The organism is Sulfitobacter sp. PM12 (genome assembly GCF_045586035.1).
Lineage (GTDB): Bacteria > Pseudomonadota > Alphaproteobacteria > Rhodobacterales > Rhodobacteraceae > Sulfitobacter > Sulfitobacter pontiacus.
In genome coordinates this window covers 1665163-1677958 of the sequence record NZ_CP151529.1, presented here as the reverse complement: position 1 = coordinate 1677958, position 12796 = coordinate 1665163, and the positions used below count along the sequence as shown (strand labels likewise).

Annotated in this window: 13 protein-coding genes; 5 read left to right on the top strand and 8 right to left on the bottom strand. The window is 60.8% G+C overall.

All coding sequences use genetic code 11. The annotated features are described in order from the left end of the window. Positions 1–54 precede the first annotated feature (54 nt). Genes AADW22_RS08085 through AADW22_RS08075 form a run of 3 tightly spaced genes read right to left on the bottom strand, consistent with a single transcriptional unit; the run spans position 55 to position 1321 of the window. Positions 55–411 (bottom strand): MliC family protein, encoded by a 357-nt coding sequence (locus tag AADW22_RS08085; protein WP_407473443.1) that lies wholly within the window; start codon positions 409–411, stop codon positions 55–57. Beyond that, the gene (locus AADW22_RS08080; protein ID WP_064216061.1) at positions 408–821 is read right to left on the bottom strand and encodes a cell division protein ZapA; all 414 of its coding nucleotides are present in this window, start codon (positions 819–821) and stop codon (positions 408–410) included. Before AADW22_RS08080 ends, AADW22_RS08085 begins: the two co-directional genes overlap by 4 nt. Beyond that, on the bottom strand, positions 821–1321 hold the full coding sequence (locus AADW22_RS08075; protein ID WP_132996737.1) for a hypothetical protein: 501 nt from the start codon (positions 1319–1321) through the stop codon (positions 821–823). Before AADW22_RS08075 ends, AADW22_RS08080 begins: the two co-directional genes overlap by 1 nt. A 248-nt stretch (positions 1322–1569) precedes the next feature. On the opposite strand from AADW22_RS08075, the gene tkt reads away from it, so the two are divergent. Beyond that, positions 1570–3585, top strand: coding sequence for a transketolase (gene tkt, locus AADW22_RS08070; RefSeq protein WP_037944997.1), 2016 nt, complete (start codon positions 1570–1572; stop codon positions 3583–3585). Positions 3586–3756: 171 nt separating this feature from the next. Here tkt and AADW22_RS08065 read toward each other — a convergent pair whose 3' ends face one another. Together AADW22_RS08065 and AADW22_RS08060 are read right to left on the bottom strand one after the other, a co-directional pair. Beyond that, entirely contained in the window at positions 3757–5376 is a 1620-nt protein-coding gene (locus AADW22_RS08065) for a hypothetical protein (RefSeq protein ID WP_407473442.1), read from the bottom strand. 166 nt (positions 5377–5542) lie between these two features. Continuing rightward, the gene (locus tag AADW22_RS08060) at positions 5543–6538 is read right to left on the bottom strand and encodes a DUF808 domain-containing protein (protein ID WP_407473441.1); all 996 of its coding nucleotides are present in this window, start codon (positions 6536–6538) and stop codon (positions 5543–5545) included. Between the two features lie 192 nt (positions 6539–6730). Between AADW22_RS08060 and gap (AADW22_RS08055) the strand changes: the two genes are divergently transcribed. From gap (AADW22_RS08055) to gap (AADW22_RS08045), 3 genes are all read left to right on the top strand, one after another. Next, positions 6731–7732: a type I glyceraldehyde-3-phosphate dehydrogenase gene (gap, locus tag AADW22_RS08055; protein ID WP_009826779.1), complete on the top strand. Its 1002-nt coding sequence runs from the start codon at positions 6731–6733 to the stop codon at positions 7730–7732. Positions 7733–7796: 64 nt separating this feature from the next. Further along, a complete protein-coding gene (locus AADW22_RS08050; protein ID WP_005852981.1) occupies positions 7797–7940 on the top strand; it encodes a hypothetical protein in 144 nt (47 codons plus the stop codon). 113 nt (positions 7941–8053) lie between these two features. Next, complete coding sequence (gap, locus tag AADW22_RS08045) at positions 8054–9055, top strand: type I glyceraldehyde-3-phosphate dehydrogenase (protein WP_180827567.1); 1002 nt, start codon at positions 8054–8056, stop codon at positions 9053–9055. Between the two features lie 3 nt (positions 9056–9058). On the opposite strand, the gene coaD is transcribed toward gap (AADW22_RS08045), so the two are convergent. The 3 genes from coaD to AADW22_RS08030 form a co-directional block, all read right to left on the bottom strand. Next, positions 9059–9553 (bottom strand): pantetheine-phosphate adenylyltransferase, encoded by a 495-nt coding sequence (gene coaD, locus AADW22_RS08040; protein WP_005852979.1) that lies wholly within the window; start codon positions 9551–9553, stop codon positions 9059–9061. An 83-nt stretch (positions 9554–9636) separates the two neighbouring features. Beyond that, the gene (locus tag AADW22_RS08035; protein ID WP_005852978.1) at positions 9637–10071 is read right to left on the bottom strand and encodes a CBS domain-containing protein; all 435 of its coding nucleotides are present in this window, start codon (positions 10069–10071) and stop codon (positions 9637–9639) included. Positions 10072–10131: 60 nt separating this feature from the next. Next, positions 10132–11028 carry a LysR family transcriptional regulator gene (locus AADW22_RS08030; protein ID WP_407473440.1) on the bottom strand — a complete coding sequence of 299 codons (897 nt, stop codon included), beginning with the start codon at positions 11026–11028 and terminating at the stop codon, positions 10132–10134. A gap of 212 nt (positions 11029–11240) precedes the next feature. Here AADW22_RS08030 and AADW22_RS08025 point away from each other — a divergent pair, with 212 nt between their 5' ends. Beyond that, positions 11241–12740, top strand: coding sequence for a CoA-acylating methylmalonate-semialdehyde dehydrogenase (locus AADW22_RS08025; RefSeq protein WP_407473439.1), 1500 nt, complete (start codon positions 11241–11243; stop codon positions 12738–12740). The last annotated feature ends 56 nt before the right edge of the window (positions 12741–12796 follow it).

Here is a 12796-nt window from a genome sequence, read left to right as displayed (position 1 = left end):
AAGGGGCACCCGAACCGCGCCGCGCAGATCGGCGCGCACCCTGCATAGAACGCGTCACCGCGCCTGACACGCCGCGTAGAGCGTGACATCCTCACCCGCCGCCGCATCATGCCAGAATAGCGTCGCGGCGTCCCCCTTGGTCCACCAGACATAGCCAGAACCGTCCGAGGGCCATGCATAGCGCGCCCCTGATGCCGCGCGGGTCCGGACCAGCGTAACCATGCGGTTTTCCACATAAAGCACAGCCGTCGCCTCCCCCTGTTCGGGAGTGGTATAGGAAACCGGCACCTCGACCCCGCGCTCGCAGATATAGGTGGCAGAGACCGGCATGGCCTGCGCCAAAGCGCTGCCCACTACCCCGAGCCACCACGCGGCCGTGGCCCCGAATGCGATGGCGCGCGGCAGGGTCACTGGGCCCCGTCTTGGGCCTTGTCTCGGGCCTTATCTTCGATCTCGCTCGCCAAGGCTTCGGCGCGGGCAGCCATTTCGGCAAGACTGTCGGTGACGCTTTGCGGGATGACAGGCACCTCGATCCGCTCGGGCTCCACCACGACATTGCGCAGGCTTGCAAGTTCCGCGTCACGCTCTGCCAGTTCGGCGCGGGCTTCCTTGATCTTATCCTCGACGCTGGCGGTTTTATCGGCAAGCAGCAGGCCCGCCATCAACAACATCCGCGCTTCGGGCATCCGGCCCACCTGATCCGACAGCACCTGCGCTTCGTCGTCGAGCATCTTGGCTGCGGCGTGCAGGTAGTCTTCCTCGCCCTCCTGGCAGGAAACTTCGAACTGGCGACCGCCGATAGAGATAGAAACTTCGGGCATCAGGCAGACTCCTCGGCAGTGGGAACAAGCGGGGTAAGAACAGAGAGGATCGCGTCCGCCTCTGCCACATCGGCGCGACGGGCGGCATGCAGCGCGTCAAGCTCTGCCTGCAAGGCGGCATTGATCAGATCGGCGTCCCCCACCCCTTCGGCATTGGCTTCGCGCAGCGCAGCGCAGGCATCGGCCAGCTGCGCATTGGCGCGGCGCACCCGCTGGATTTCCAGATCAAGCTTTTCGGTCTGGGCCTGTGCCGCGGACGCACTGTTGTTGCGCGCCTGTGCTGTGGCCAGTTCAGCCCGCAGATGGGCGGTTTCATCCTCCAGCCGCTTTTTCAGGGCAGTGACCTGTTCAGAAAGCTCTGCGTTGACAGCGCGTTCCTGCGCCAGTTCTTCCGAAAGATCGGGGACCTCCGCCTTGGCGACGGCCAGTTTGTCAGCTCCGCGCGATGCCCTTTCAAGCGCCGCCAGAATACGGCCTTGCAAGTGTTCTATGTCGCTCATCGCAGGGTTCCTCGTAAAACGTCGTATGTCAGTCGTAAAATGCAGTTTGCCAACCATCGAATCGCTGGTCAACGTGGTTTCCGCTGATCCTACCGAAACCAAAGGCGGAATACTGCCCCTTTAAGAACAATGCCTTGGCCCGGCGGAAAAGCTCTGCTGCGGGCGATGCCCTCTGGGCCTTGATCTTTGCGGGGTGGCTGGTATTGATCCGCGCAATCCCTTTTCCCCCTTATAAGGAAGCTTGCACCGTGGATCTGAACGCCCTCGCCAAAGCCCATCCCGCCCATTGGTCCAAAGCGACCGCCATTCGCGCCCTGACGCTGGACGCTGTCGCCGCCGCCAATTCCGGCCACTCGGGCATGCCGATGGGCATGGCGGATGTCGCCACTGTCTTGTTCGAAAAGCACCTGAAGTTCGACGCGTCCAACCCGCTGTGGCCTGACCGCGACCGTTTTATCCTGTCGGCTGGCCACGGGTCCATGCTGATCTATTCGCTGCTGCACCTGACCGGCTACGAGCAATTCCCCCTCGAAGAGATCAAGAACTTCCGCCAGATGGGCGCACGCACCGCGGGACACCCTGAAAACTTCCTGGCCGATGCGATTGAAACCACCACCGGCCCGCTGGGTCAGGGGATCGCGAACTCTGTCGGGTTTGCCATGGCCGAGGAAATCCAGCGCGCGCAATACGGCAAGAAAATCGTCGACCACTTCACCTATGTGATCGCGGGTGACGGCTGCCTGATGGAAGGCATCAGCCACGAAGCGATTGCCCTTGCGGGTCGCCACAAGCTGAGCAAGCTGATCGTGATGTGGGACAACAACGACATCACCATCGACGGGCCGGTATCGTTGTCCGACAAAGTGGATCAGGTTGCGCGGTTCAAGGCGGCTGACTGGCACGTCATCGAAATCGACGGCCACAACCCCGACGAGATCGACGCCGCCCTGACCGAAGCGCGCAAATCCGATCTGCCCACGATGATCGCTTGCAAAACGCATATCGCGCTTGGTCACGCCGCGCAGGATACCTCGAAAGGTCACGGCGCGCTGACCGACGCGGACCAGATGGCCGCTGCCAAAGCCGCCTATGGCTGGACAACCGGCCCGTTCGAAGTCCCCGCCGACGTGAAATCCGCTTGGGAAGAGATCGGCAAACGCGGCGCAGACGACCGCCGCGCCTGGGAAGAGCGTTTCGACGCCATGTCGCGCACAAAGCGTGAAGAGTTCAACCGCGCGCTGGCCGGTGACGCCCCCAAGAAGCTGAGCGCGACGATCAAGGCGTTCAAAAAGCAGACGTCGGAAAATGCGCCGAAACTGGCCACCCGCGCCAGCAGCGAAAAGACGCTCGAGGTGTTGAACCCGCTCTATACCGAAACCGTGGGCGGCTCGGCTGACCTGACCGGTTCGAACAACACAAAGACCGCTGATCTGGGTGTCTTTGACGTGGACAACCGTGGTGGGCGCTACGTCTACTGGGGGATCCGTGAACACGGCATGGCCGCCGCGATGAACGGCATGGCGCTGCACGGCGGTATCCGCCCCTACGGCGGCACGTTCATGTGTTTCACCGACTACGCCCGCCCCGCCATGCGCCTCGCCGCGCTGATGCAGGTGCCTAGCGTGTTTGTCATGACCCACGACAGCATTGGCTTGGGCGAAGACGGCCCGACGCACCAACCCGTCGAGCATCTGGCCATCAGTCGCGCGACACCCAACACCTATGTGTTCCGCCCCGCCGATACGGTCGAAACCGCAGAGGCCTGGGAAATCGCGCTGAGCAGCAAAAAGACGCCGTCGGTGCTGTCGCTGACCCGTCAGGGCCTGCCCACCGTGCGGCTTGAGCACAAGAACAAGAACCTCACCGAACAGGGTGCCTATGTTCTGGCGGACGCCGAAGGCAAACGTCAGGTCATCCTGATCGCCACCGGCTCTGAAGTCGAGATCGCGCTGAAAGCCCGTGACCTGCTGCAAGCCGAAGGCATCGGCACCCGCGTCGTGTCCATGCCCTGCATGGAGCTATTCGCCGCGCAAGACGAAGCCTACCGCCGCCGCGTCCTGCCCGCCGGCCCCGTCCGCGTCGGCGTCGAAGCCGCCGTACGCCAAGGCTGGGACCGCTGGCTCACCGGCGAGCGTGGCAAGTGGAACAAGGCCGATTTCGTCGGCATGGACCGCTTCGGTGCCTCCGCCCCCGCGGAAGAGCTGTTCGAAAAGTTCGACATCACCCCGCAGAACGTCGCCGACAAGGCCAAAGCGCTGCTGTGATCTGAGCTGTTTAGCGAGACGAGAATGGGGGGAGCATTTTGCTCCCCCTTTTTGGTTTGTGGGGGGCGCAGGAAACGTTCGATCCGACGACCATAGCGGTCGACACAGTCTATCTGATCGACGCATTTTGCAGATTTGCGGTGGCTCAGGGGCAGACACACTGGGTGGAAATCATGGCATTTGCTGTGATCGGTTCCACCAAAAGCCAGCCATCAACAAATCTTGGTAGCGGCGGGATTTCAGGGCGGCCTCAGCCATTTGTTCCAACCCTAACCGTTCAAGTCTTTGGTCTTCGACAAGCGCCCCAATTCGAGACAGCATACTGTAGGCGCGAACCGCGTGCTCCCCAGTCAGCGTGTCGGATTTCGCTAGCTCTGCCGCTTTCGCCTGCGCCCAAACACGTTGCCCTTCGCCCGTGTCACTTAGCAACAACTGTTGCGCATGCTGCAGCTTTGCATAGGCGAGCTCTTCATCGGAAAGGGCACCACGCGCCGCTAGCAAAAGCAGATCCACGTCCTGAACCGGAATTTCCGAGGTCAGCATGCTCATCCAAGAAAACAATGGTTGTTCCAACCCAGCCATATAGGCGATGGCTGTTTCAGTTTCTCCGAGCCGCGCCTTTAGCGTCGCCATTTCACGCCGTGCCTGCGCATCCAGCCGACGAGTGCCCCACCGAATACTCCCGATCTCGGAAGCGTCACTTGCAGTTTTCCCATCCTTCGTGCGGAACGTGCTAAGCGCCACGTCAAGCCGCGCCTGAACTTCCCCCTCGTCGGCACCAGCAAGTAACAAAACACGCGCAGCTTCGATATGTGCAAAGACGGGAAAGATCGCGGGTTCGGTGTCAGCTCGATCCTCGAAGGCGTGTGCCAACTCAAGGGCAAGTGGCTGCAAGCCAAGGTCGACGGCGCGTTCAATAATGCGCTCCGTCCAGACATATTCCGGAAAGGGCTTTTTCGTCGAGAACGCGGTAAAGGCCTCTTCCAGATACGTGGCTGCGAGGGTCATATCCGGCTCTGCCGCCGCGGCGGTCAAAAGTATGGAAAGATGCGTACCGCCTGCCTCGCGATAGAGCTGCAGAAATGTTGACGGCCCAACGAGCCGCATAAGGTTTTCACTTGGTTTGATGGAGGCGTTGTCCGTTCGCGGCAAAGATTGAAGCACCTTTAACGCTTCGTCTCGGTTCCCTAAAGCTGCGTGCAACTCAGCCGCTTCCACTAGGTGGCTAACGCGCGGCCTGACGGGTTCATTTTTTGCAATATCGACGATGCGCTGCGCGATCTCTGATACTACGTCACGCGGGATTGCGTCCGCGGTGCTTCCGTCGCGCGCAGGCACCCCGTAGGGCCTGCGGCCAAGGAAATCCAGCGCAGTGATCCAAAGGGTGCCAGCACCAACACCCGGTGTCATTTCCATCGCTTCCTGCAGGCTCTTGCCCTCGCGAAGCGCCCCTGTAAGACGGTGGCTAGCAAGCATCCTGTCGACGGTCGCCTCAACGTCCTCTGGCAGCGGCTCATTTTCGCTTTCAGCACGTAGCGCCAAGGCAAAAGCGTCGTCGATGCGACCCATCTGGGCCAACATGCTCACTTCAGGCATGTGTGGCGGAACGAAGCGCGCATCCATCGCCTGCTCTACGCCCAAGCTGGAGAGGCATTGAGACGAAGTATCGTTTTTGCACGCTGCGAAGCGTTCGTTTTCCGCGCGGATCGACGGGTCCAGGGTCAAGCCCAAGTAGACCAGCATCGCAGCCGACGTCGCTGCGAGAAAATATCTAAACGAGGTGTGAAACAAAAAGGGGTTCCCTATGCCGTCTCGAATACCGCTAGCTTGCAATTTAGGCGCAATGTAGACGACGAAGCGGTAAATTGTGCCCCACGGTCTTTAGGCAAGCTGAGCGCGCGCACACAAAAAAGGGGCGCAACCTGCGCCCCCTTCCTCTCCCTCATATACGCCCCGTTTACGCGGGTGCGCCGGCATCCTTGCGGTTGAAGACCGCGCGCCACAGCGGGGTGATGATCTTTTCGCCGACTGGGATCAGCACCAGCCCAAGGGCCAGACCAAACACACCGTCCATCGCGGCTTTGGCGATCCATTCGGCGGCACCTTCATACGCGACCGGAACCATATGGCCGAAAGCGACGGCGTAGCCGTGGATCAGGTGGCCAAGCGCGCCGAAGCCAAGCTCTTCCATACCGTGCACGATGATCGATCCGCCGACCCAGAGCATGGCCGCCGTCCCGATAATGGTCAGCGCCTTGAGGAACCAGGGCATGCCGCGCACGATCCCGCGGCCCAGACCACGGGTCAGGCCGAGATTGCCGTTCTTGGCCATATAAAGCCCCACATCATCCATCTTTACGATCAGCGCGACGGAGCCATAGACCGCGACTGTGATGATCACGGCGGCGGCGGCCAAAGCGCCTGCCTCCATCCAGAAATTTGACACCTCGAGGTTTGACAGCACGATGGTCATGATCTCGGCCGAGAGGATAAAGTCGGTCTTGATCGCACCTTTGGCCTTTTGCTCTTCCAGCTTGGCGGGGTCCTTGATTACCTTTTCATCGGCACCGGGGGGATGATCCTCGTGGCCTTTTCCCCCTACGCCAAGCGCATGTGCGATCTTCTCAGCGCCTTCAAAACACAGATAGGCCCCACCCAACATCAACAAGGGCGCGATCAACCATGGCGCGAAATTCGACAGCAGCAAACCGGCGGGCAACAAGAAGACCAGCTTGTTCTTCAGCGATCCTTTGGTGATGCGCCAGATGATCGGCAGCTCGCGGTTGGCCTCGAAGCCGCTGACGTATTTCGGGGTCACGGCGGCGTCGTCGATGACAGCACCCGCGGCCTTGGCACTAGCCTTGGCGGCCTGGCCGAACACATCATCCACGCTGGCCGCGGCCACTTTTGCAATCGCTGCTACATCATCCAACAGGGCTAATAGGCCGCTCATTCAGTCTCTCCATATTTGTTGGCGTAAGGGTAGCGCAGCGCAGGCAGAAGGCAAAGCCGATCTGAGGGTTATCGCTAACACGAATATTTATCGCTAACATACGGAAATTAGGGGGTTTTAGCCCTTTCCCATATTCACGACCACCAGATATAGAACCGGCAAAGTTCCAGATCTTTGCCAAAGGACGCCCCCATGACCATCAAAGTCGGTATCAACGGATTTGGCCGCATCGGCCGCTGCACCCTGTCACATATCGCGGCGTCGGGCCGGGATGACATCGAGGTGGTGCGCATCAACGCGACCGGCCCGCTGGAGACTGCGGCACATCTGATCAAATACGATTCCGTCCACGGGCGTTTTCCCAATGAAGTCAAAGTCGGCAACGGCACGCTGGATCTGGGGCGCGGAGAGATGGAGGTTATGTCGACCTACCAGATGAACGAGCTGAACTGGGAAGGGTGCGACGTCGTGCTGGAATGCACGGGCAAGTTCAACGACGGGCTGCTGGCAAAGGTCCACTTGGATCAGGGCGCGAAACGCGTGTTGCTGTCGGCACCGGGCAAGAACGTCGACCGCACGGTGGTCTACGGCGTGAACGACGGCGAATTGCAGGCCTCGGACACAATGGTATCGAACGGGTCGTGCACCACCAACTGTCTGGCCCCGATGGCCAAGGCGCTGCATGATGCGTTCGGCATCGAAAGCGGCATCATGACCACCGTGCACAGCTATACCGGCGACCAGCCGACGCTGGACCGCCGCCACGAAGACCTGTACCGCGCGCGCGCCGCTGCGATGGCGATCATCCCGACCTCTACCGGTGCGGCGAAAGCCTTGGGTGAAGTGCTGCCCGCGCTCAAAGGCAAGCTGGATGGCACCGCCATGCGCGTTCCAACGCCAAACGTCAGCGCGGTTGACCTGACCTTTATGGCAGGCCGTGATGTAACGGTAGAAGAGGTCAACGAGGCCATGCGCGCCGCTGCAAACGGCCCGATGTCGCGGGTCTTTGCCTATGATGCGGAACAGAAAGTGTCGGTCGATTTCAACCACACCGAACATTCGTCGATCTTCGCGCCCGACCAGACCAAGGTCGTTGGCAACCGTCTGGTGCGTGTCCTGGCGTGGTATGACAACGAATGGGCCTTCTCTGTCCGTATGGCCGATGTCGCCGTCGCCATGGGCAAACTGGGCTAAGACTTGCGACGCGCGGGTTGCCCTGTCATATCTGGGCCACCCGCAGGCAAGGACCACCGCCCCCATGGACACCCCCATCGCTGTCTCTCTCGCTGCTGTACTGCTGACCGCACTGGGGATTGATGCGTTGATCTATGGCAGCGAACATCTGATTTTCCTGACCAAGAAATTTGTCGACCTGATCGAATGGGTGGCGTTCTGGCGCTGATCCGACAGTCGGCCCCTTCCCTCCGATCGCTTCCGGCGCAATATTGCCCTGCACAGGTTGACTCTTTGTCATAAATGTCGATGTTAGCGCTATCAAATTCAGGAGGACGCCCCATGGCTACCAAATTGGCAATCAATGGCTTTGGCCGTATCGGTCGTAATGTTTTGCGCGCGCTGATGGAGCGTGGCGACGATGATTTGCAGGTGGTGGCGATCAACGATCTCGCCCCGCTGGAAACCAACGCACATCTGTTCGAATTCGACTCGGTCCACGGGCGCTTTGGCCGTCCGGTCACCCTGGGCGACAACACGATGGATGTGGGCCAAGGCCCGATCCGCGTGACAGCAGAACGCGACCCAGCTGCCCTGCCTTGGGGCGATGTGGACATCGTGCTGGAATGCACCGGCATCTTCACCACGCGCGAGGCGGCGGCCAAGCATCTGGCGAATGGATCGAAACGGGTCGTCATCTCTGCCCCCGGTAAAGACGCCATGAAAACAATCGTCTACGGTGTGAACCACGATCTGATCACCGCCGAAGACACGGTGCTGAGCAACGCCTCCTGCACCACCAACTGCATGGCACCGCTGGCCAAGACCCTGCATGACGCCTTCGGCATCAAGCACGGCCATATGACCACAATCCACAGCTATACCGGCGACCAGCCGGTGCATGACACGGCGCACAGCGACCTTTACCGTGCCCGCGCCGCGGCGCTGTCGATGATCCCCACCACCACCGGTGCGGCCAAGACGCTGGGTAAAGTGCTGCCCGAGCTTGACGGGCTGATCGGCGGCACCGCGATCCGCGTGCCCACACCGAACGTATCCTGTGTCGATCTGGTGGTCGAACTGTCGAAAGAAGCCACGGCAGAGGAGGTCAACGCCACCCTGCGCACCGCCGCCGAAGGCCCGCTGAAAGGCATCCTTGGTCTGGTTGAACGCCCGCTGGTGTCGATCGACCTGAACCACGATTCACATTCCTGTGTCGTAGCCCTTGATCAGACCTCTGTCCAAAGCGGGACACAGCTGCGGGTTCTGGGCTGGTATGACAACGAATGGGGGTTCTCGAACCGTATGCTCGACACCTCGCGCGAGGTTGCGAAAACCCTCTGATCGTTATTGCGAGAAACGCTTTAACAGCTCGGCATTGACGGCGGGCGTCACAAATTTGCTGACGTCCCCGCCAAGCCGGGCGATTTCCTTGACCAAACGGCTGGCAATCGCCTGATGTTCGGCCTCTGCCATCAAGAAGACCGTCTCGACGCTGTCATCCAGCTTCCGGTTCATCCCCACCATCTGATACTCGTACTCGAAATCCGCCACGGCCCGCAGCCCGCGGATGATCATCTGTGCCCCCACATCATGGGCGCAATCGATCAGCAGGTTCTCGAAGGGATGCACCACGATCTCTGTCCCGGTCTCCTGGTTCAGCTTGCGGCATTCCTCTTCGATCTGGGCGACACGCTCTTCCAGCTCGAACAATGGCCCCTTGTCGCGGTTGATCGCGACACCGATCACCAGTTTATCAACAAGCGTCGCCGCCCGCCGGATGATGTCGATGTGACCCAAAGTAATAGGGTCGAAGGTGCCGGGGTAAAGGCCTACGCGCATGGGAGAGTCCAGTCATTTCAAGTCGTTATTCGAAGTGCAAGCAAGCATTTACACCGCGAAGATGCAACGCCAATTTCGGTGGGCTAGTGGCCCCTGATCATCCCCTCCAGGGCGTCTTTCTCCATCGAAAGCTCCATCAGGCGGGCCTTGACCACATCCCCCAAAGAGATCAGGCCGATCAGAACCCCATCCTCCAAAACAGGCATGTGGCGAAAGCGGCCTTGCGTCATCTTGGCAAGGATATCATCCGCGGTTTCATCCTTGGCGCAGGTGATCAGATCGCGCGTCATCAGCGCCTCTACGGTGTCGTCCAGACAGCCGCCGCCCTCGCGGCCAAGGGTGCGCACGATGTCACGCTCCGACAGGATACCATCGGGCGTTTTGCCGTCCGCTGACACGACCAGGGTCCCGATCCGCTTTTCCGACAACATCGCCGCCGCCTGCGAGATACGCGTGCCCGGTTTTACCGTCGTAACACTGTCATCCGCTTTGGTTTTCAGGATTTGGGAAACTAGCATGGTCGGCCCCTTCGCAAGAATATTACCTATAGGTCAGGTTCCCTTTAATACTGTTGCGTGTCAAGCAATTGCCTCCAGTTTCGCCACTTCGGCGCGGACGCCCTGCGCCAGAGCTTCCGCAAAGCGGCTCAGACGCAGATTGCGGCGGTCGTCTTCGTGGCGAATCAAATAAAAGGCGCGGCTCAGATGCACGTCGCCGGTCAGGATGCGCGTCACCCCCGGCGTCGCAGGAAGCGAGAAATCATGCACAATCCCGACGCCGCCCCCTTGCCGGATCATATTCACCTGAACGGACACGGAATTAGAGGCCAGCGGCACCCGCGTCATGCCAAGCTCCGCCAGATAATCAAGCTCGCGATCAAAGATCATGTCGGGGATATACCCCACCAACCGGTGCCCCAGCAGGTCTGCAACGGTCCGGATCGCGGGGCGCGCGGCAAGATAGCTGTCGGCGGCAGCAAGATGCAGCTGGTAGTCGGCGATTTTCTGCACAACCAACCGCCCCGCCGTGGGCGCGCTGACCCCGATCGCCATATCCGCCTCGCGCCGCGACAGGTTGAACACCCGCGGCAGGGCGACGATCTGGATATCGAGCCCCGGATTATCCGCCACCAAACGAGCGCAGACCTGTGGCAGCAGATAATTGGCGCAGCCGTCCGGTGCCCCGATCCTGATCTGCCCTGCCAATTGATCCGACGGCACGACCACATCCGCCGTGGCCTGCCGCATCGCCTGCTCTGCGGCTTCGGCGCGCGAGAGCAACTGCACGCCCGCCTCGGTCAGCGCGTAGCCCGAGGGCGATTTCACGAATAATACCGCCTGCATGGTCTTTTCCAGCCGCGCCATGCGTCGCCCCAAGGTCGCGGGGTCCAACCGCAACAGCTTCCCCGCGCCCGATAGGCTCTGCTCGCGCGCGACGGCCAGAAACAGCCGCAGGTCGTCCCAGTTTCCCATCATCGGCCACGGCTCCCTTCATGCTTCGTTTTCTGCACAGACTTCATTTTGCCCGTAAACTCCGGGGGCGTCCGAAGGACGGGGGCAGCGCCCCACCCTACCCTTTCAGCCCGCGCAAGGCTTTGCAATATTGCAAAACGATTTTGACGCCATGCCTCTTTTGCTTTGTTTTTTGCAAGCCTAACCTGCCGCCAAACGCACAGAAGGAGCATTCCATGCAAGAGTTGACCCATTACCTGAACGGCGCCCACGTCAAAGGCACGTCAGGCCGCTTTGCCGACGTGTACAACCCCGCAACCGGCGAAGTGCAAGCCAAGGTGCCGCTGGCCAACGAGTCCGAAATGGATCAAGCCGTGAAATACGCCATGGCGGCGCAACCCGCATGGGCCGCGGTGAACCCCCAGCGTCGGGCGCGGGTGATGATGAAGTTCGTGGACCTGCTGAACCGCGATATGGACAAGCTCGCCGAGGCGCTGAGCCGCGAACACGGCAAGACCCTGCCCGATGCCGCCGGTGACGTGCAGCGCGGTCTGGAAGTGGTGGAATACTGCATCGGCGCGCCCGAGCTGCTGAAAGGCGACTTCACCGACAGCGCGGGCCCCGGCATCGACATGTACTCCATGCGCCAGCCCCTTGGCGTGTCCGCAGGCATCACGCCGTTCAACTTCCCCGCCATGATCCCCATGTGGATGTTCGCCCCCGCCATCGTCTGCGGCAACGCCTTCATCCTCAAACCGTCCGAGCGCGATCCATCCGTGCCCCTGATGCTGGCCGAACTGCTGGAAGAAGCGGGCCTGCCCAAAGGTATCATTCAGGTCGTCAATGGCGACAAGGAAGCGGTTGACGCGATCCTGCATCACCCTGTCATTCAATCGGTCGGCTTTGTCGGCTCCACCCCCATTGCCGAATATATCTACGGCACGGGCTGCGCGAATGGCAAACGCGTCCAATGCTTTGGCGGTGCCAAGAACCACATGATCATCATGCCGGACGCCGATCTGGACCAGGCCGCAGACGCGCTGATCGGCGCGGGCTATGGCGCGGCGGGCGAACGCTGCATGGCCATCTCGGTCGCTGTGCCTGTGGGCGAGGAAACCGCCAACCGTCTGATCGAAAAGCTGGTGCCGCGCATCGAGAAGCTGAAAGTCGGGCCGTATACCTCGGGCAATGACGTCGATTACGGCCCCGTGGTCACCGCAGCCGCGAAGGCAAACATCGAACGGCTTGTACAGACCGGCGTCGATCAGGGGGCCACGCTGGTTGTCGACGGGCGCGACTTTAAGCTGCAAGGCTACGAGGAAGGCTTCTTTGTCGGCCCGCACCTCTTTGACAACGTCACCCCCGATATGGACATCTACAAGCACGAGATCTTCGGGCCGGTTCTGTCTACCGTCCGCGCCAAAACCTATGAAGAGGCGCTTGGTCTTGCGATGGATCACGAAATGGGCAACGGCACGGCGATCTTTACCCGTGACGGCGACGCGGCGCGTGACTTTGCGGCGCGCGTCAACGTCGGCATGATCGGGATCAACGTGCCGATCCCCGTGCCGCTCGCCTATCACACCTTTGGCGGCTGGAAGAAATCGGTCTTTGGCGACCTGAACCAGCACGGGCCGGATGCGTTCAAATTCTACACACGCACCAAAACCGTGACCTCGCGCTGGCCTTCGGGCATCAAAGAAGGCGGCGAGTTCAACTTCAAGCCGATGGAATAAGCCCCATCCTCGCCCTTCGGCGGCTCCCCCGCCGGAGGGTGCTTGCGCGACGCCCA

What these genes read in the sequence shown, in the direction of transcription:
- AADW22_RS08080 (WP_064216061.1), bottom strand. Translation starts at nt 821, where the DNA reads ATGCCCGAAGTTTCTATCTCTATCGGCGGTCGCCAGTTCGAAGTTTCC.
- AADW22_RS08075 (WP_132996737.1), bottom strand. Translation starts at nt 1,321, where the DNA reads ATGAGCGACATAGAACACTTGCAAGGCCGTATTCTGGCGGCGCTTGAA.
- AADW22_RS08060 (WP_407473441.1), bottom strand. Translation starts at nt 6,538, where the DNA reads ATGAGCGGCCTATTAGCCCTGTTGGATGATGTAGCAGCGATTGCAAAA.
- gap (WP_009826779.1), top strand. Translation starts at nt 6,731, where the DNA reads ATGACCATCAAAGTCGGTATCAACGGATTTGGCCGCATCGGCCGCTGC.
- AADW22_RS08050 (WP_005852981.1), top strand. Translation starts at nt 7,797, where the DNA reads ATGGACACCCCCATCGCTGTCTCTCTCGCTGCTGTACTGCTGACCGCA.
- gap (WP_180827567.1), top strand. Translation starts at nt 8,054, where the DNA reads ATGGCTACCAAATTGGCAATCAATGGCTTTGGCCGTATCGGTCGTAAT.
- coaD (WP_005852979.1), bottom strand. Translation starts at nt 9,553, where the DNA reads ATGCGCGTAGGCCTTTACCCCGGCACCTTCGACCCTATTACTTTGGGT.
- AADW22_RS08035 (WP_005852978.1), bottom strand. Translation starts at nt 10,071, where the DNA reads ATGCTAGTTTCCCAAATCCTGAAAACCAAAGCGGATGACAGTGTTACG.
- AADW22_RS08030 (WP_407473440.1), bottom strand. Translation starts at nt 11,028, where the DNA reads ATGATGGGAAACTGGGACGACCTGCGGCTGTTTCTGGCCGTCGCGCGC.
- AADW22_RS08025 (WP_407473439.1), top strand. Translation starts at nt 11,241, where the DNA reads ATGCAAGAGTTGACCCATTACCTGAACGGCGCCCACGTCAAAGGCACG.